This is a genomic window from Klebsiella sp. G-Nf4, from assembly GCF_002810615.1.
GTDB lineage: Bacteria > Pseudomonadota > Gammaproteobacteria > Enterobacterales > Enterobacteriaceae > Klebsiella > Klebsiella variicola.
In genome coordinates, this window is record NZ_PION01000005.1 from 166587 (window position 1) to 184118 (window position 17532).

Below are 17532 nucleotides of genomic sequence, written 5' to 3' on the forward strand. Positions count from 1 at the left end.
CCCGGAGGCAGCGTATGGTAACGCTCTCGCGACTTTTTATTCATCCCGTTAAATCCATGCGCGGCATGGGCCTGACCCATGCCTTTGCTGATATCAGCGGCCTGGCCTTCGATCGCCTGTTTATGGTCACCGAAACCGACGGGACCTTTATTACCGCCCGCCAGTTTCCGCAAATGGTGAAATTTATTCCGGCGCCGCTTCATGATGGCCTTCACCTGACCGCACCGGACGGCAGCAGCGCCGTGGTGCGTTTTAGCGATTTCGCCCCGCAGGCCGAGCCGACCGAAGTCTGGGGCAACCATTTCACCGCCCTCATCGCCCCCGCTGCCGTTAACCAGTGGCTCAGCGGCTTTTTCAAGCGCGATGTCCAGCTGCGCTGGCTGGGGCCGCAGTTAACCCGCCGGGTGAAGCGCCACGATGCGGTACCGCTCTCCTTCGCCGACGGCTACCCGTACCTGCTGGCTAACGAGGCCTCGCTGCGCGATCTGCAGCAACGGTGTCCTGCCAGCGTAAGCATAGAACAGTTTCGTCCTAATCTCGTGGTCACCGGCGCGGCGGCCTGGGATGAAGATAGCTGGAAAGTGATCCGCGTCGGCGAGGTGGTGTTTGACGTCGCCAAGCCCTGTAGCCGCTGCATTTTTACCACCGTCAGTCCGGCGCGCGGACAGAAGCATCCCACCGGGGAGCCGCTGGAAACCTTAAAACGTTTTCGTACTGCGCTGGACAATGGCGATGTCGATTTTGGCCAGAACCTGATTGCCCGCAACAGCGGGGTGATCCGGGTAGGTGATGAAGTCGAAATCCTCGCCCGCGGCCCGGCGAAAGCCTACGGCGCAGGCGAGAGCGACGATACTCCAGCCCCGGAAGCGCAGCAGCAGGCTACGGTTGCCATCGAATGGCAGGGTCAACAGTTTACCGGGAATAACCAGCAGGTGCTGCTTGAGCAACTGGAGCAACAGGGCATTCGCGTACCCTATTCGTGTCGGGCGGGGATCTGCGGCAGCTGCCGCATTCGGCTGGAAGAGGGTGAAGTCAGCGCGTTAAAGAAAAATGCGGTCGCCGGGGATGGCACCATTCTCGCCTGCAGCTGCGTACCAAAAACGGCGCTGCGCCTGGCGCCTTAAACCGCCTGTCCCAGGCTGTAGCTGACCGCGCTCTGCGCCGGCTGCAGCCTGTCGTTCATGATTTTAATGACGTCGCCTAACTGCATCACGCGCCCGGCAAGGGTGAGACCCGGCTGGGCCAGCAGACAAAGCGCGGCGTTATCTCCCGGCTCCACCACCAGCAAATTCACCTGCTCGCCGGTATCGCTCAGCCAGACGCAGGCGGCGTCGCCGCTGCTGGGTTGCCAGTGATGAGTGTGGGCGGTAAAGTGCCAGCTTTTCGGCATCTGCGGTTTGAGAAAACGGATGGCAGTGAGCGCGTTGAGGACTAATTCTGCCCGCTGTTCTTTCGATAGCCCGAGATCGCGGCATTTTTCTTCAAAGGAGAAATAGAGCGCGGCGTCATCGACGCAGAATCCCGACGGCGCAAAGGCATCCGGGGTCAGCATTCGCCGGGCGAAGCGCGAGCGAAATAACATGCCATTGGCCAAATCGAGCATCATACGGTCGTGCTCTTCATCGTAATACCAACGCCAGTTATCGTCAGGTTTAATGCGCATTTTTCCCCCTGTCCCCTTTCATACGCCTCTGCAAAGTTGTTGCGACTTGCCGCAGAATATTTTCTAAAATTAAGAAAAGTCTAAAATGTTTAAATAAGCAACAGTGAGGGAATATAAAACAACCAGGGCCGGAAATAAAGCCCTGGGTGGGATTCAGCGGAGGAAAAGATTAGATGTGGGTAACAATTTCTTTAATCAGCGGCGGACCTTTAAAAATAAATCCGGAATAAATCTGCACCAGCGATGCTCCGGCGGCCATCTTTTCCCGCGCAGCAATCACCGAATCAATACCGCCCACGCCGATGATAGGCAAACGACCATTCAGCTCAGCGGAGAGCATACGGATAATTTCGGTGCTCTTTAATTGTAATGGACGACCGCTAAGCCCGCCGGTCTCATCGCAATGTTTCATTCCCTGAACCAGAGAACGATCGAGGGTGGTATTGGTTGCAATCACCCCGTCAATATTATGACGCACGAGGCTATCGGCAACCTGGATCAATTCCTCTGGTAAAAGATCCGGTGCGATCTTAACGGCGACCGGAACATATTTTTGATGCTTTTGCTGCAGCTCAAGCTGCTTATTTTTAATACCGGAGAGTAAATCATCGAGCGCTTCACCGTATTGCAGCGTACGCAGCCCCGGGGTATTCGGTGAGGAGATATTAATGGCGATATACCCGGCGTAAGGATAGACTTTTTCCATACAAATCAGGTAATCATCTTTCCCGTGCTCCACCGGCGTATCTTTATTTTTGCCGATATTGATGCCCAGCACGCCGTCAAAATGCGCCTTTTTCACGTTCTCAACCAGGTTATCGACGCCATGGTTATTAAAGCCCATGCGGTTGATCAACCCCTCGGCATCCACCAGACGGAAGATCCTCGGCTTATCGTTACCCGGCTGCGGACGCGGGGTCACGGTGCCGATCTCAATCGAACCAAAACCCATCGCGCCCAGCGCGTCAATGCATTCCCCATTTTTATCCAGCCCGGCCGCCAGACCCAGCGGATTTTTAAAGGTCAGCCCCATACAGGTAACGGGCCTGGCCGGTACCTTCTGGCGAACCAGCATTTCCAGCGGCGTCCCGGTGACACGACGTAATTGTTGAAAGGTAACTTCATGAGCGCGCTCAGGATCGAGCTGAAAAAGGGCTTTACGAACGAAGGGGTAGTACATGAACTCTCCTGGATTCCCGGTGTGCAAACCGGGGGCGTATTATGTGCGATCCGCAGCTGAAAGGGAATTGACCTGCGACAAAAAATCACCCATCAGCGCAAACGATTACCTCTCCCCGCGCCGTTATGCGCTTTTCGGCTATCTAACGGTGGATAAATCATTTAGGGAAATAATGGTGCTCTGTCACACTCACTGCAAATGTTATCAATTATAGATAAATGCAAACATTTAGTTATAAGGAGAGAGAGATGCGCGTCATTACGCTTGCGGGCAGCCCGCGTTACCCTTCCCGTTCCAGCGCCCTGCTGGAATATGCCAGAGAGACGCTCACCGCCGCCGATATCGAAGTCTGCCACTGGCATCTGCAGAACTTTGCCCCGGAAGACCTCCTGTACGCTCGCTTTGACAACCCGGCGCTACAAACGCTCAATGAGCAACTGGCGGGGGCCGACGGCCTGATTATCGCCACGCCAGTGTATAAAGCTTCGTTTTCCGGCGCCCTGAAAACCCTGCTCGATCTGCTTCCTGAGCGGGCCCTGGAGGGCAAAATCGTGCTACCGCTGGCCACTGGCGGCACCATCGCCCACATGCTGGCGGTGGACTACGCTCTGAAACCCGTCCTGAATGCCCTGAAGGCCCAGGAGATCCTCCATGGCGTCTTCGCCGATGACAGCCAGGTCACGGATTACCAGCATAAGCCGCAGTTCACCCCTAACCTGCAGCGGCGCCTGGATGAGTCCCTGGAGACCTTCTGGCAGGCGCTGCATCGTCCCAGCAGCCGCGCCCCGTCGTTAACGTCTCTGCGTGGGGTGGAACATGTTTAATCCTCTCCGCGCGCTGACCCTCGGCGGACTGCTGCTGTTCTCTGCGCTGAGCCACGCCGCCCCGGCGGCGCCCGATGCCCTGCGCATTGGTTATCAGAAAGGCAGCGTCAGCATGGTGCTGGCGAAGAGCCATCAGCTGCTGGAGCAGCGCTATCCGGGCACCCATATCTCGTGGATTGAATTCCCGGCCGGCCCCCAGATGCTGGAGGCGCTGAACGTCGGCAGCATTGATATCGGCAGTACCGGCGATATTCCGCCTATCTTTGCCCAGGCGGCGGGCGCCGATCTGGTCTATATCGGTTCGGAGCCGCCCAAGCCCAAAGCGGAAGTCATCCTCGTGGCGCAAGGCAGTCCTATTCACAACGTTGCCGAATTAAAAGGGAAAAAGGTCGCTTTCCAGAAAGGTTCCAGCTCCCACAATCTGCTGCTGCGCGCCCTGCAGCTGGCGGGTCTGAAATTTAGCGATATTCAGCCGGTTTACCTTGCCCCTGCCGATGCGCGCGCCGCCTTCCAGCAGGGCAATGTCGACGCCTGGGCCATCTGGGATCCGTACTACTCCGCCGCGCTGCTGCAGGGCGGCGCCCGGGTGCTGACTGACGGAACCGATCTGAAACAGACGGGATCGTTCTATCTTGCTTCCCGGCCCTACGCTGAACGCAATGGCGCTTTCATTGAAGGCGTACTCGACACCTTTACTCAGGCCGATGCCCTGACCCATAGTCAGCGCGCGCAAAGCATTACGCTGCTGGCGAAAACGATGGGATTACCGGAAGCGGTGATCGCCAGCTATCTGGACCATCGTCCCCCCACCTCAGTGACCCCGGTGAGCGCCGAAACCGCCGCTCGCCAGCAGCAGACGGCCGACCTGTTCTACGAGAACAAGCTGGTGCCGAAAAAAGTTGATATCCGGGCCCGTATCTGGCAGCCCGCCGCCGCACAAGGAGCGAAATCATGAGTCTGAATATGTTCTGGTTTTTACCGACCCATGGTGATGGTCGTTATCTGGGCACCGAAGAGGGCGCCCGTCCGGTCGATTACGGCTATCTGCAGCAAATCGCGCAGACGGCGGATCGGCTGGGGTTCACCGGCGTGCTGATCCCGACCGGACGCTCATGTGAAGATGCCTGGCTGGTTGCGGCCTCGATGATCCCGGTGACGCAGCGGCTGAAATTTCTTGTCGCCCTCAGGCCTAGCGTGGTGTCGCCGACGGTAGCCGCCCGCCAGGCGGCGACCCTGGACCGACTGTCAAACGGCCGGGCGCTGTTCAATCTGGTCACCGGCAGCGATCCCGCCGAGCTGGCCGGCGACGGCGTCTTCCTCGATCACACCGAGCGCTATGAGGCCTCGGCTGAATTTACCCACATCTGGCGCAAGCTGATGGAGGGAGAAACCGTCACCTTTAACGGCAAGCATCAGCGCGTTCGCGATGCCAAACTGCTGTTCCCGCCGCTCCAGCAGCCCCGTCCACCGCTCTATTTCGGCGGTTCGTCTGAGGTGGCGCAGGATCTGGCCGCTGAGCAGGTCGATCTCTATCTCACCTGGGGTGAACCGCCGAAGCAGGTGGCAGAGAAGATTGCTCAGGTCCGGGAGAAAGCGGCCCGGCATGGACGCCGGGTGCGTTTTGGCATCCGTCTGCACGTGATCGTGCGGGAAACCAACGAGGAAGCCTGGCAGGCCGCGGACAGCCTTATCTCCCACCTTGATGATGAAACTATCGCCCGCGCCCAGGCGGCCTTCGCCAGAACCGACTCGGTCGGTCAACAGCGAATGGCGGCGCTGCACAACGGTCGACGCGATCAGCTCGAGATCAGCCCTAACCTGTGGGCCGGTGTCGGTTTAGCGCGCGGCGGCGCCGGTACTGCGCTGGTGGGCGATGCCGCCACCGTTGCCGAACGAATCAATGAATACGCTGCGCTGGGGATCGATAGCTTTATCTTCTCCGGCTATCCGCATCTGGAAGAGGCGTATCGGGTCGGCGAGCTGTTGTTCCCCCTGCTCGACGTCGCCGTGCCGTCTATCCCGCAACCGCAAAACCTGCGCCTGCAGGGGGAAGCGGTCGCCAACGAGTTTATCCCGCGTAAAGTGGCGCAAAGCTGAGGAGGCACTGATGGCAAAATCAACCCATCCCCTGTTGTTACGCCTCGCCCCCTGGCTGCTGCCGGTAGGGACGGTCATTGTCTGGCAGTTGGCCTCGTCCGTTGGCTGGCTGTCGACACGGGTACTGCCCTCGCCGGAGGGGGTATTGAAAGCGTTCTGGACGCTCTCGGCCAGCGGTGAGCTGTGGCAGCATCTGGCCATCAGCTCGTGGCGGGCGCTGGTCGGCTTCGCCATCGGAGGCTCCATCGGGCTGGTACTCGGCCTGATCAGCGGCCTGTCACGCTGGGGCGAGCGCCTGCTGGACACCTCGATCCAGATGCTGCGCAATGTGCCGCATCTGGCGCTGATCCCGCTGGTGATTTTGTGGTTCGGCATCGACGAGACCGCCAAGATCTTCCTTGTGTCGCTGGGCACCCTGTTCCCGATCTATATCAACACCTGGCACGGGATCCGTAATATCGACCGTGGGCTGGTGGAGATGGCGCGCAGCTATGGTTTATCCGGCTTCGCGCTGTTCCGTCACGTGATTTTACCCGGCGCCCTGCCCTCAATTATGGTCGGCGTGCGTTTCGCTCTTGGCCTGATGTGGCTGACGCTTATTGTCGCCGAAACCATTTCGGCGAATGCCGGCATCGGTTATCTGGCGATGAACGCGCGTGAATTTCTGCAAACCGACGTGGTGGTGGTCGCCATCATTCTTTACGCCATCCTTGGCAAACTGGCCGACGTCTGCGCCCAGCTGCTGGAACGGCTCTGGCTGCGCTGGAACCCGGCGTATCATCTTCAGGAGGCTAACGCATGAACACTGCCCGTCTGAACCCAGGTATCCCGTTGCTGCTGAACGGGGTGACGAAACGCTATGGCGATAACACTATTCTTAACGAGCTGGATCTGCATATTCCCAGCGGCCAGTTTGTGGCGGTGGTGGGCCGCAGCGGCGGCGGCAAGAGTACCCTGCTGCGCCTGTTGGCGGGTCTGGAAAAACCAAACGCCGGCGAGCTGCTGGCGGGCGCGACGCCGCTGGCGGCGATCCAGGACGACACCCGGATGATGTTTCAGGATGCGCGCCTGCTACCGTGGAAAACAGTGATTGATAACGTGGGGCTGGGGTTAAAAGGCGCCTGGCGCGACGCCGCCCTACAGGCATTGGCCAGCGTCGGACTCGAGAACCGCGCGCAGGAGTGGCCGGCGGCGCTGTCAGGTGGGCAAAAGCAGCGCGTTGCGCTGGCCCGCGCGCTGATCCATCGCCCGCGCCTGCTGCTGCTGGACGAGCCGCTGGGGGCGCTGGATGCCCTCACCCGTCTGGAGATGCAGGAGCTGATCGTCTCCCTGTGGCAGGAGCATGGTTTTACGGTCCTGCTGGTCACGCACGACGTCAGTGAAGCGGTGGCCATGGCCGACCGGGTACTGTTAATTGAAGAGAAGAAAATTGGCCTCGATTTGAACGTGGATATTCCACGACCGCGGCGCACCGGGTCGGCGAAGCTGGCCGAGCTGGAGGCAGAGGTGCTGGATCGGGTGATGAAACGCGGCAAGAGCGAGAGCGCACCGCGTTTGTTTAGTCATGGCTAACTAACGTCCCCGGCCCGCGCTTCGCTCGGCCGGGCTACCAAATCGCACAGCGCGGTAGCCCCGGTAAGCGAGAGCGCAACCGGGGATTTTGCGGCCGTTACGCCAGCGCCTTACTGATTTTCTCGAACAGATCGCCGGAGAGATTCTCCAGCCCCTTCAACTGCTCCAGCGCGGCGCGCATCAGCGCCTGGCGTTTCTCATCATAACGCTTCAGACGAATCAACGGCTCAATCAGACGCGACGCCACCTGCGGGTTGCGCTGGTTAAGCTCGGTCAGCATCTCCACCAGGAACTGGTAGCCGCTACCGTCTTCAGCATGGAACGCCGCCGGGTTGCTGCTGGCGAAAGCGCCGATTAACGACCGCACGCGGTTCGGGTTGCTGATGCTGAACGAACGGTGATTCAGCAGACCGCGTACCGTTGTAACCACATTGGCTGCCGGGCTGGTGGACTGCAGGATAAACCACTTATCCATCACCAGACCGTCCTGATGCCATTTGTCATCGTACTCCTGCATCAGCGCATCGCGGCACGGCAGTTCAGCCGCAACCGCCGCCGACAGCGCGGCCAGCGCATCGGTCATATTATCCGCCTGGTGATACTGCGCCGCCACCAGCTTATCGCCCAGCGTCGGTTCCGCAAACGCCAGATAGCGCAGGCAGGTATTACGCAGGGCACGCTGACCGATATCGGCGTGCTCCACCCGGTAGCTGTCGAGCTTATTGGCGTTATAAACTGCGAGGAACTCGTCCGCCAGCTCATTTGCCAGGGTGCGGGTAAGCGCTTCGCGTACGGTGGCGATGGCGATCGGATCGATAATGGCGAACATCTCGGCGATTTCGTTAGCCGACGGCAGGGTTAAGATCTCGGCGGCCAGCGCCGGGTCAATCTTCTCGTCCAGCAGGATGGCACGGAAGGCGTCCGCCACATGCACCGGCAGCGACAGCGGCTGTCCCTGCTGATGACGGTTGACGTTCAGCTTGATGTAGGTCGCGAGCAGGCTCTGCGCCGCATCCCAGCGCGAGAAATCATTCCGCGCATGACGCATCAGGAAGGTGAGCTGCTGATCGCTCCACTTATATTCCAGTTTCACTGGTGCTGAAAATTCGCACAGCAGCGCCGGCACAGGCTGGAAATAGACGTTATCGAAGACGAAAGTCTGCTCGGCCTGAGTCACATTGAGCACCGGGTGTACCGGATGGCCGCCCTTCTGCAGGGGGATCACTTTGCCTTCGTTATCGTACAGCTCAATGGCAAACGGGATATGCAACGGCTGCTTTTCGGCCTGCTCGGCGGTCGGCGGCGTACGCTGGCTGATGGTCAGCGTGTACTGCTCGGTTTCCGGGTTGTAGTCGTCATGCACGGTGACGATTGGCGTACCGGACTGGCTGTACCAGCGGCGGAAGTGTGACAGGTCGACGTTAGAGGCATCCTCCATCGCCTGGACGAAATCATCGCAGGTCGCCGCGCTGCCGTCATGGCGTTCAAAGTACAGCTGCATCCCTTTCTGGAAGTTTTCTTCACCCAGCAGGGTATGCAGCATGCGGATCACTTCGGCACCCTTTTCATAAACCGTCAGGGTGTAGAAGTTGTTCATCTCGATAACCATATCCGGGCGGATCGGGTGCGCCATCGGGCTGGCGTCTTCGGCAAACTGCAACCCGCGCATGGTGCGCACATTGTTGATGCGGTTAACCGCCCGCGAGCCGAGGTCAGAGCTGAACTCCTGATCGCGGAACACGGTTAGCCCTTCTTTCAGACTGAGCTGGAACCAGTCGCGGCAGGTGACGCGGTTGCCGGTCCAGTTATGGAAATACTCATGACCAATCACCCGCTCGATATCAAGATAGTCTTTATCGGTGGCGGTATCGGTACGGGCCAGGACATATTTGGAGTTAAAGACGTTGAGGCCTTTGTTCTCCATCGCGCCCATATTAAAGAAGTCGACGGCGACAATCATATAGATGTCGAGGTCGTACTCGAGGCCAAAGCGCTCCTCATCCCATTTCATGGAATTTTTCAGCGAGGTCATTGCCCACGGCGCGCGGTCGAGATTGCCGCGATCGACGTACAGCTCCAGCGCCACTTCACGACCGGAGCGGGTGGTAAAGGTGTCACGCAGGACGTCAAAATCACCGGCCACCAGCGCAAACAGGTAGCACGGTTTCGGGAACGGATCCTGCCACTGTACCCAGTGGCGGCCATTCTCCAGCTCTCCCTGCGCCATGCGGTTGCCGTTGGAGAGTAGGAACGGGTATTTCGCTTTGTCGGCGATGATTTTGGTGGTAAACCGCGCCAGCACGTCCGGGCGGTCCAGATACCAGGTAATATGGCGGAAGCCTTCCGCTTCGCACTGCGTACACAGCGCTTCGCCTGACTGATACAGGCCTTCCAGCGCGGTGTTCGCCGCCGGGCTGATCTCATTGACGATGGTCAGGGTGAAATGCTCCGGCAGGCCGCCGATCACCAGCTGATTGTTTTCTTCTTTATAGTTACTCCACGGCTGGCCGTTCACTTGCAGCGCGATCAGGGTCAGATCTTCGCCGTCCAGGCGCAATGGCACATCAGACGCAGCCGCGTGGAGGGAGACCTTGCTCTCGGCCGTAACGACGGTTTTTGCGGCATCCAGGTCAAAGGTCAAATCGATATCGCTAATCAGATACTCCGGCGCACGATAGTCGTGGCGGTATTTGGCTTGGGGCTGTTGTGTCATAAAAAACCTTTCGCATCTTGGGTAAAGTGTCGTCCCAGTCTATTCCCGTTGTGTCAATCGCGCTATGCAGAATCTTCATCTTTTCAATGTGAAACACGAAAACCGCTACATTTTGTTAACACGTGCGGCACGAAATGCCCTCGACCCGACGCAAAGCTTGTGGTGTGATCCATGTTCAATATATTAAACTAGGCCTCGCAAATGACCGTCAGCGTCGCCATCGCTCGCCATCGCGGGACAGAGTCGGGTAATAAAGGTATACTCCGCCTCCTTTTTTCGCGTTGGTTTGGATGGAACGCTCCAGTGAGAGGATGCTACTGCGCACCATGACACAATTCACTTCTCCTGTACTGCACTCGCTGCTTGATACGGATGCCTACAAGCTGCACATGCAGCAGGCTGTCTTCCATCGCTACGGCGATGTGCATGTGGCGGCGGAGTTTCGCTGCCGCGGAGACGACCTGCTCGGCATTTATGCCGACGCGATCCGCGAGCAGGTGGAGTCCATGCGCGACCTGAGGCTGCGGGACGATGAATATCACTGGCTGTCCACCCTTCCCTTTTTCCGCCAGGATTATCTCGACTGGCTGCGCGATTTTCGCTATGACCCGCGCCAGGTCACGGTCAGCAATGACAACGGCAAGCTGAACATTCGCCTTACCGGCCCGTGGCGTGAAGCCATCATGTGGGAAGTCCCGCTGCTGGCGGTGATAAGCGAGCTGGTCCATCGCTATCGTTCACCCGAGACGGGCGTCGCTCAGGCACTGAACACGCTGGAACATAAACTAGGCGACTTCGCCAGCATGACCGCTGGCCTCGATATGCGCGCCTTCCGCCTGATGGACTTCGGTACCCGCCGTCGTTTTTCACGCGAAGTGCAAGAGGCCATTGTGCAACGTCTGCAGCAGGAGCCGTGGTTTGTCGGCACCAGCAATTACGATCTGGCTCGTCGTTTACATTTAACCCCGATGGGCACCCAGGCGCATGAATGGTTCCAGGCCCACCAGCAGATCAGCCCGAACCTCGCCAGCAGCCAGCGGGCGGCCCTTGCCGCCTGGCTGGAAGAATATCCCGACCAGCTTGGTATTGCGCTGACCGACTGCATCACCATGGATGCGTTCCTGCGCGATTTTGGTCCGGAATTCGCTACCCGCTATCAGGGTTTGCGCCATGACTCCGGCGACCCGGTGGAATGGGGTGAAAAAGCCATCGCCCATTATCAAAAGCTGGGCATCGATCCGCTGAGCAAAGTGCTGGTCTTCTCCGATAACCTCGATCTGGCGAAAGCCGTCGACCTGTATCGCCACTTCGCTGCGCGGGTGAAATTGAGCTTTGGTATCGGCACCCGTTTAACCTGCGATCTGCCGCAGGTTAAACCGCTCAATATCGTGATTAAGCTGGTGGAATGTAACGGCAAGCCGGTGGCGAAACTCTCCGACAGCCCGGGGAAAACCATCTGCCACGATAAGGCGTTCGTCCGCGCCCTGCGCGAGGCGTTCGACCTGCCGCCGATTAAAAAGGCGAGTTAAAAAAACGGCCCGGCGGCGTTACGCTGCCGGGCCGACTAACATCTCTACTGCGGTAATCTTGTCCTGATCACCTCGGCAAAATACTCCGCGCCGGTCAGTAAAATTTCATCATTAAAGTCGTAGCAAGCGTTATGCAACGGCGTATTGCCCTGAGTATCAGACGCATCGCCGTTACCTAAAAAGATGAAGCAGCCGGGGATCTCCTGCAGGAAGGCGCCGAAGTCCTCCGAAATCATCATCTGCGCGACGTTGCCGTCGACATTTTCCGCCCCCATGACGTTCACCGCCGCATTGACCGCGACATCAACGCATTGCTGCCAGTTCACCGTCGGGGCGAATTCATGGGTATAGCTAAACTCGCACTGCGCGCCGTGCATCGCGCAAATCGCTTCGCTGATGGTCCGCATGCGCGCTTCCAGCAGCGCCTGTACGTCAGCCGAGTAGCTGCGGGTATCCCCTTTAATTTCCACATGCGTGGGGATCGCATTGCGGATACCGTCAGTATGAAGCTCCGTACAGGAGATCACCGCCGGCACGTTCGGGTCGATATTGCGTGAAACGATGGTCTGCAGCGCCAGAATAATTTCTGCCGCAATCACCAGCGGATCCTTCGCCATATGCGGCCGGGCGGCATGCGCCCCCTGCCCCTTAATACGGATAATAAAGTTATCTTCGCTGGCCATAATACCGCCGACACGGGTGGCGATGGTCCCGGCCTTCATACCCGGCATATTGTGCAGGCCGTAAATCTCCTCGATGCCGAAACGCTCGATAACGCCGTCCGTCATCATCGCATTGGCGCCATAACCGGGTTCTTCCGCAGGTTGAAAAACAAAACAGACGGTGCCGTTAAAGTTTTGCCGCTGCAATAGCAACTGCGCCGCGCCCAGCGCAATGCAGGTATGGCCATCATGCCCGCAGCCGTGCATCCGTTCGGCGGTCGTGGAGCGGTAAGGCCGTTCACCCTGTTCGTTCAATTGAATAGCATCGATATCGGCGCGGATGGCGATAACACCGTTACCGTCGCCGCATTTCAACACGCCCACCAGCCCGGTTTTACCTATATTACGATGAACCTCAATGCCCATCGCTTCGAGTTTCTCGGCGATAAACTGCGAGGTTTTGACTTCTTCAAAGGCGCTTTCCGGATTGGCATGCAGGTGATGGCGCCAGGCAATAAGCTGCTGCTTTAGCTGTTGTTGATTCATTCTTCACTCCTGTAAAAATTATGCCGCACGCTGCGCGCGCTGTAATACCACCTGCAGCAGCACATTGGCGCCGGCAATGAGATCTTTGGCTTCGCTATGTTCATTGACGTTGTGGCTAATGCCGTCAACACAGGGGACAAAAATCATCCCTGCGGGGCATACCGAAGCCATAAATTGCGCGTCGTGGCCGGCGCCGCTCGGCAGGCGCCGATAACTGAGGGCTTGACGTTTCGCCTCCGCTTCAACGGCATTGACGATTTCATCGGCAAAAATGACCGGGTTAAAACGCACCAGTGAACGGCTGGCTATCTCCACCCCCTCTTCCTGCGCCGTTGTGGCGACAAACTCGGCTAAGCGCCGTTCCGCTTCAATTAAGATAGCGTTATCGGTATTGCGTAAATCCACCGACATCACGACGTGATTTGGAATGACGTTAATCAGGTTGGGTTTAACGCTGATATGCCCGACGGTAGACACCTGATTGCCGCCGAGGCTCATCGCCAGTTCACGGGCAAAAACGGCGATTTTCGCCGCCGCCAGGCCGGCATCGCGGCGCATGGACATCGGTGTCGTACCGGCGTGATTCGACACGCCTGTTAGCGTAAATTCTTGCCATGAAATACCCTGCACGCCGGTGACGACGCCGATATCAATCCGTTCCTTATCGAGGATAGGTCCCTGTTCGATATGTAGTTCGACGTAGCTATCTACCGGCAGATTGCCCGGCTGATGTTCGCCTTTATAGCCAATCTCCCGCAGCGCCTCGTCAAGAGTAATGCCATTGTGGTCTTTTGCCGCCAGGGCCTGCGCCAGTGGATACTCCCCGGCAAACACCACGCTTCCCATCATATCGGGCTGGAAGCGCACCCCCTCCTCATTAGTAAAGAAGGTTACGGCTAACGGACGCCGCGGACGAATCCCGGCATCCTGAAGGGTGGCAATCACCTCGAGACCGGCCATCACGCCGTAGTTGCCATCGTACAGGCCGCCAGTACCCACGGTGTCGATATGCGACCCCATCATCACCATCGGTAGCGCCTCTTCTCCGCGATAAACACCGGTAACGTTGCCGATAGCATCGATATAGATAGTCAGCCCCAGCGCGTTCATCCGGGCAACAACAAAGTCCCTACCGGCTTTATCTTCCGCGGTCGCCGCAAGGCGGCAGACGCCGCCGCCTTCCAACGCGCCGCATTCACCAAGCGCAAACAGGGAATCGATCAGCCGCTGGCCGTTTATCTGTAGATCATGACTCATAAAACATCTCGCTATTGTTCGGGGTTACTGGAACATGCCGTAAAAAATGGCGGATACGGTAATTAACCCAATCAGGGTGACGAAAACGTTGCTGGCTTTGCCGCGATACGGCGCCAGCACCGGTAACTTATGAATGGCATACATCGGCAACAGCAGTAGAATCGCAGCCCCGGTCGGGCCGCTGATGCACTCGATAATACCGAGGATGCTTGGGTTCTTATAGGCGGCGAACCAGCAGGTGAGGACCATAAAAACCAGAATAACGGCGTCAACTGCGCGGATAGTCGGTTTTTTCCCCCGCGCGGCGGCGGCCTCGATAATCAGATCGCGCAGCGATTCATAAGCGCCGATATAGTGGCCAAGAAACGATTTCGTAATCGCGACAAACGCAATGATTGGCGATAGCCAGGCAATAATCGGCGTCTCAAACTGGTTGGCAAGGTACGACAGGATCGACAAATTCTGCGCTTTTGCTTCCGCTAACTGCTGTGGTGACAGGCTCAACACGCAGCTGAGAACGAAAAATAGCACCACCACGGTCATTAAGAGGATGCCATAGCGCTGGATCTGTGCGCATTTGCGCTCGGCAAGCGCGAGTCCGTAGCGCTGCTTCTGGCGTACGACCATCGGCGAGACGATCGGATAGTGGTTAAACGACATAACCAGCACCGGAAAAGTCATCCACAGCGTCAGTAAAATGCCGCGCCCATCGCCCATTGCGCTGAAGCTCACGGTGTGCAAAATCGCGCCGTTCCAGTGCGGGATCAAAAACAGCGCCATAAAAATAAGTGAAATAATGAAGGGATAAACCAGGGTGCTCATCACGCGCATAATCAAACGCTGCCCGAGGCGGACAATAAACATCAGCCCGAGGATCAGCACAATCGACACCACTGCCCGCGGCGGCTCCGCCAGCCCCAGTTGATGGCTGATAAAACTTTGCGCAGTATTCGTAATGGCTACCGCATACATAATCAAAATGGTGTACACAGCGAAGAAATAGATAACGGTAAACACCTTCCCCGCTAGCGCGCCAAAATGCTCGCCAATGACATCGGTGATCGTGCTTTCCGGCGTGTTGGAAGAATAAATAAATCGTGCCAGCCCGCGATGCGCCAGATAAGTAATGGGAAAAGCGAGAGCAAAAACGATAAGCAGCGGCCAAAAACCGCCAATTCCGGCGTTAATCGGCAGAAACAACACCCCGGCGCCAATTGCCGTGCCGAACAGGCCAAGCACCCACACGGTATCTTCGCTATGCCACTTTGCGGCATCGCAACATCCTCTTTCTGTCACAGCATTTTCAGTATTCATCGGTCAGGTTCTCTCTATGCATTACACGAATCCGCGTATGTTTTCGTTATTAGTCAGAACGCATGTCATACCGAGGGCTCGTAGGGTAGGTAAGATGGCCCTCTTCTTATTGCCGATGGCGATTAGCCATTACGGCCAAACCAGACGATGTCTTCATAGACATCCGGGGACGTATCTCCTTCAGTGCTGATTAACAGGACCTGCGCATCAGCATTCAGCCGCAGCGCTTCGGCAAGTTCGCGGTATTCCGGCTGGGTCATCAGCGCATAAAGCACTCCCGCGCCGATGGCGCCGGATTCGCCGGAGATAAAGGGTTCATCGGTACCTGGCCGCGGCGCGGCCAGCAGGCGCATGCCGTTAGCGGCAAGACAATCATCGGCAGAGATAAAACAACGGGCATGGTCACGCAGCATCGGCCAACTGGTGATATTGGGTTCGCCGCAAGCAAGGCCGGCCATTAACGTCGCCATGTCGCCGCCGACGCTGTGCGGTTGCCCGTCATTGATGGTTGCCGAACGGTACAGGCAGTTCGCTTTATGCGGTTCAAGGATCACTATCGTCGGCGCATTCTGCTGCATCTTCTCAACGAAATACCCCATAATGCTGCCGGCAAAAGAGCCGACGCCGGCTTGTAAAAACAGATGCGTAGGCATCCTGGCGCCGCTTTGCGCCAACTGCTGCCAGGTTTCAACGGCGAGCGTCATATAACCTTGCATGATCCAGGTAGGGATCTGTTCATAGCCCTGCCAGGCGGTATCCTGCAGCAGTACCCACCCCTGCTCTTTGGCGGTTTTATCCGCCAGACGGACGGTATCGTCATAATTGAGTTCGGTTATTGTGCACTCAGCGCCATGCTGGCGAATATTCTGTGCGCGGACCGGCGAGGAACCTTTAGGCATATAAACAACCGCCCGTAGCCCAAGCTGCTCCGCCGCCCACGCCACGCCGCGGCCGTGGTTGCCATCGGTGGCGGTGACAAACACAATATCTTTAATACGGGCTTTAATTTCTGGTGAATTAAGATCGCTAAAGCTCAAAGTATTAATATCGCGCCCAAGCTGTTCAGCGAGATATTTTCCCATCGCATAAGAACCGCCTAATCCTTTAAAGGCGTTAAGGCCGAAACGCTGCGCTTCATCCTTTATATGCAACGATCCCAGCCCGAGACGCTGGCTTAAATAATCCAACTTGCGCAGCGGCGTTACCCGATAGGCGGGGAATTTTTGATGGAATGCCAGCACTTCGTCGCCAACGCTTTCATTGAGCAGACTGAGGTCCGCCCCCTGTTCATACGGCAGATGCCGGGCGTTGAGTTGATATTTAATCGTGTCCGTCATAAATAAACCTTTTATCCATATCGTCGTACGACGATGAATTAATCAACGACCAGCCCGGCCAAATAAAGGGCGCAGGGATCCGCGCGGCCAATAAAGAGATGGTCGAATAAATCGATGTATACCCGTCATACTTCAAGTTGCATGTGTGTTGGCTTTCTGCAACTCGAATTATTTAGGCTATAGAAATAACGTCAGTGGTTTTCTGTAGCGATTTCACGCTTTACCACTGTCTGAGATGGTACACTGCCGCCGATGGTTAAATGGCGCAAAATTGCCCATAACTTCGCAATTTTCACTCTGATTCACCTCTTTCACGCAACAAAGTTGCATGCGTGAGGCCGATCACAGGTATTTAGGGCGACAAAGATAATGAAACTGGATAGTTGGGATAAAAAAATTCTCACCCTGCTACAGCGCAACAATCGCCTGTCGCAGCGGGAAATCGCCGATCGCGTCAGTCTTTCCGCCTCGGCGGTCAACCGGCGAATTGCCACGCTGGAAGAAGCTGGCATCATTAAAGGCAGCGTGAGCGTGGTTGATGCCAGTAAAGTGGGCCGTCCAACCACTATCATGGTGCAGGTTACGATCGAGAATGAACGCCTTGACCTACTTGAAGAGGATAAACAGCGGTTTGTCAGTTGCCCGCAGGTGCAGCAGGTTTATTACGTCACCGGCGACTTCGATTTTCTGTTGGTGATCAACGTCCGCGATATGGCGGAATACGAAGCCCTGACCCGTGAGCTCTTCTTTGCCTCGGGGAATATCAAATCCTTCCGCACCATCGTATCGATGCAAAACGCGAAGCAGGAAATGACGGTCATTATCGAATAATTCGCGT

15 protein-coding genes are annotated in these 17532 nt (G+C 57.1%); 8 read left to right on the plus strand and 7 right to left on the minus strand.

What is annotated here, in order from left to right:
- Positions 1 to 14 precede the first annotated feature (14 nt).
- The gene (locus CWM57_RS12610) at positions 15 to 1124 is read left to right on the plus strand and encodes a YcbX family protein (protein WP_074386398.1); all 1110 of its coding nucleotides are present in this window, start codon (positions 15 to 17) and stop codon (positions 1122 to 1124) included.
- Here the strand turns inward: CWM57_RS12610 and zapC are convergent.
- Positions 1121 to 1663: a cell division protein ZapC gene (gene zapC, locus CWM57_RS12615; protein ID WP_061155162.1), complete on the minus strand. Its 543-nt coding sequence runs from the start codon at positions 1661 to 1663 to the stop codon at positions 1121 to 1123. The genes CWM57_RS12610 and zapC overlap by 4 nt on opposite strands.
- A gap of 169 nt (positions 1664 to 1832) precedes the next feature.
- Positions 1833 to 2843: a quinone-dependent dihydroorotate dehydrogenase gene (pyrD, locus tag CWM57_RS12620; RefSeq protein WP_074386399.1), complete on the minus strand. Its 1011-nt coding sequence runs from the start codon at positions 2841 to 2843 to the stop codon at positions 1833 to 1835.
- 248 nt (positions 2844 to 3091) lie between these two features.
- On the opposite strand from pyrD, the gene ssuE reads away from it, so the two are divergent.
- The 5 genes from ssuE to ssuB are packed head-to-tail and all read left to right on the plus strand — an operon-like array spanning position 3092 to position 7336.
- Entirely contained in the window at positions 3092 to 3667 is a 576-nt protein-coding gene (ssuE, locus tag CWM57_RS12625) for an NADPH-dependent FMN reductase (protein WP_008805880.1), read from the plus strand.
- A complete protein-coding gene (locus tag CWM57_RS12630) occupies positions 3660 to 4622 on the plus strand; it encodes a sulfonate ABC transporter substrate-binding protein (protein WP_074386400.1) in 963 nt (320 codons plus the stop codon). Before ssuE ends, CWM57_RS12630 begins: the two co-directional genes overlap by 8 nt.
- Positions 4619 to 5764 carry an FMNH2-dependent alkanesulfonate monooxygenase gene (gene ssuD / locus CWM57_RS12635; protein ID WP_061155165.1) on the plus strand — a complete coding sequence of 382 codons (1146 nt, stop codon included), beginning with the start codon at positions 4619 to 4621 and terminating at the stop codon, positions 5762 to 5764. The genes CWM57_RS12630 and ssuD overlap by 4 nt, the downstream gene beginning before the upstream one ends.
- A 10-nt stretch (positions 5765 to 5774) precedes the next feature.
- Positions 5775 to 6566, plus strand: a complete 792-nt coding sequence (ssuC, locus tag CWM57_RS12640) for an aliphatic sulfonate ABC transporter permease SsuC (RefSeq protein ID WP_008805877.1) — start codon at positions 5775 to 5777, stop codon at positions 6564 to 6566.
- A complete protein-coding gene (ssuB, locus tag CWM57_RS12645; RefSeq protein ID WP_074386401.1) occupies positions 6563 to 7336 on the plus strand; it encodes an aliphatic sulfonates ABC transporter ATP-binding protein in 774 nt (257 codons plus the stop codon). Before ssuC ends, ssuB begins: the two co-directional genes overlap by 4 nt.
- Before the next feature lie 97 nt (positions 7337 to 7433).
- On the opposite strand, the gene pepN is transcribed toward ssuB, so the two are convergent.
- Positions 7434 to 10049 carry an aminopeptidase N gene (pepN, locus tag CWM57_RS12650; protein ID WP_100676001.1) on the minus strand — a complete coding sequence of 872 codons (2616 nt, stop codon included), beginning with the start codon at positions 10047 to 10049 and terminating at the stop codon, positions 7434 to 7436.
- A gap of 326 nt (positions 10050 to 10375) precedes the next feature.
- On the opposite strand from pepN, the gene pncB reads away from it, so the two are divergent.
- A complete protein-coding gene (pncB, locus tag CWM57_RS12655; protein WP_100676002.1) occupies positions 10376 to 11578 on the plus strand; it encodes a nicotinate phosphoribosyltransferase in 1203 nt (400 codons plus the stop codon).
- Between the two features lie 44 nt (positions 11579 to 11622).
- Here pncB and CWM57_RS12660 read toward each other — a convergent pair whose 3' ends face one another.
- The 4 genes from CWM57_RS12660 to dpaL form a co-directional block, all read right to left on the minus strand.
- Positions 11623 to 12786: a M20 aminoacylase family protein gene (locus CWM57_RS12660; protein WP_100676003.1), complete on the minus strand. Its 1164-nt coding sequence runs from the start codon at positions 12784 to 12786 to the stop codon at positions 11623 to 11625.
- A gap of 18 nt (positions 12787 to 12804) precedes the next feature.
- A complete protein-coding gene (locus CWM57_RS12665; protein WP_074386405.1) occupies positions 12805 to 14043 on the minus strand; it encodes a Zn-dependent hydrolase in 1239 nt (412 codons plus the stop codon).
- Positions 14044 to 14067: 24 nt separating this feature from the next.
- Positions 14068 to 15357 (minus strand): aromatic amino acid transport family protein, encoded by a 1290-nt coding sequence (locus CWM57_RS12670; protein ID WP_074386406.1) that lies wholly within the window; start codon positions 15355 to 15357, stop codon positions 14068 to 14070.
- Between the two features lie 122 nt (positions 15358 to 15479).
- Positions 15480 to 16694 carry a diaminopropionate ammonia-lyase gene (dpaL, locus tag CWM57_RS12675; protein WP_074386407.1) on the minus strand — a complete coding sequence of 405 codons (1215 nt, stop codon included), beginning with the start codon at positions 16692 to 16694 and terminating at the stop codon, positions 15480 to 15482.
- A gap of 369 nt (positions 16695 to 17063) precedes the next feature.
- Here dpaL and CWM57_RS12680 point away from each other — a divergent pair, with 369 nt between their 5' ends.
- A complete protein-coding gene (locus CWM57_RS12680) occupies positions 17064 to 17525 on the plus strand; it encodes an Lrp/AsnC family transcriptional regulator (RefSeq protein WP_074386408.1) in 462 nt (153 codons plus the stop codon).
- Positions 17526 to 17532: the final 7 nt, after the last annotated feature.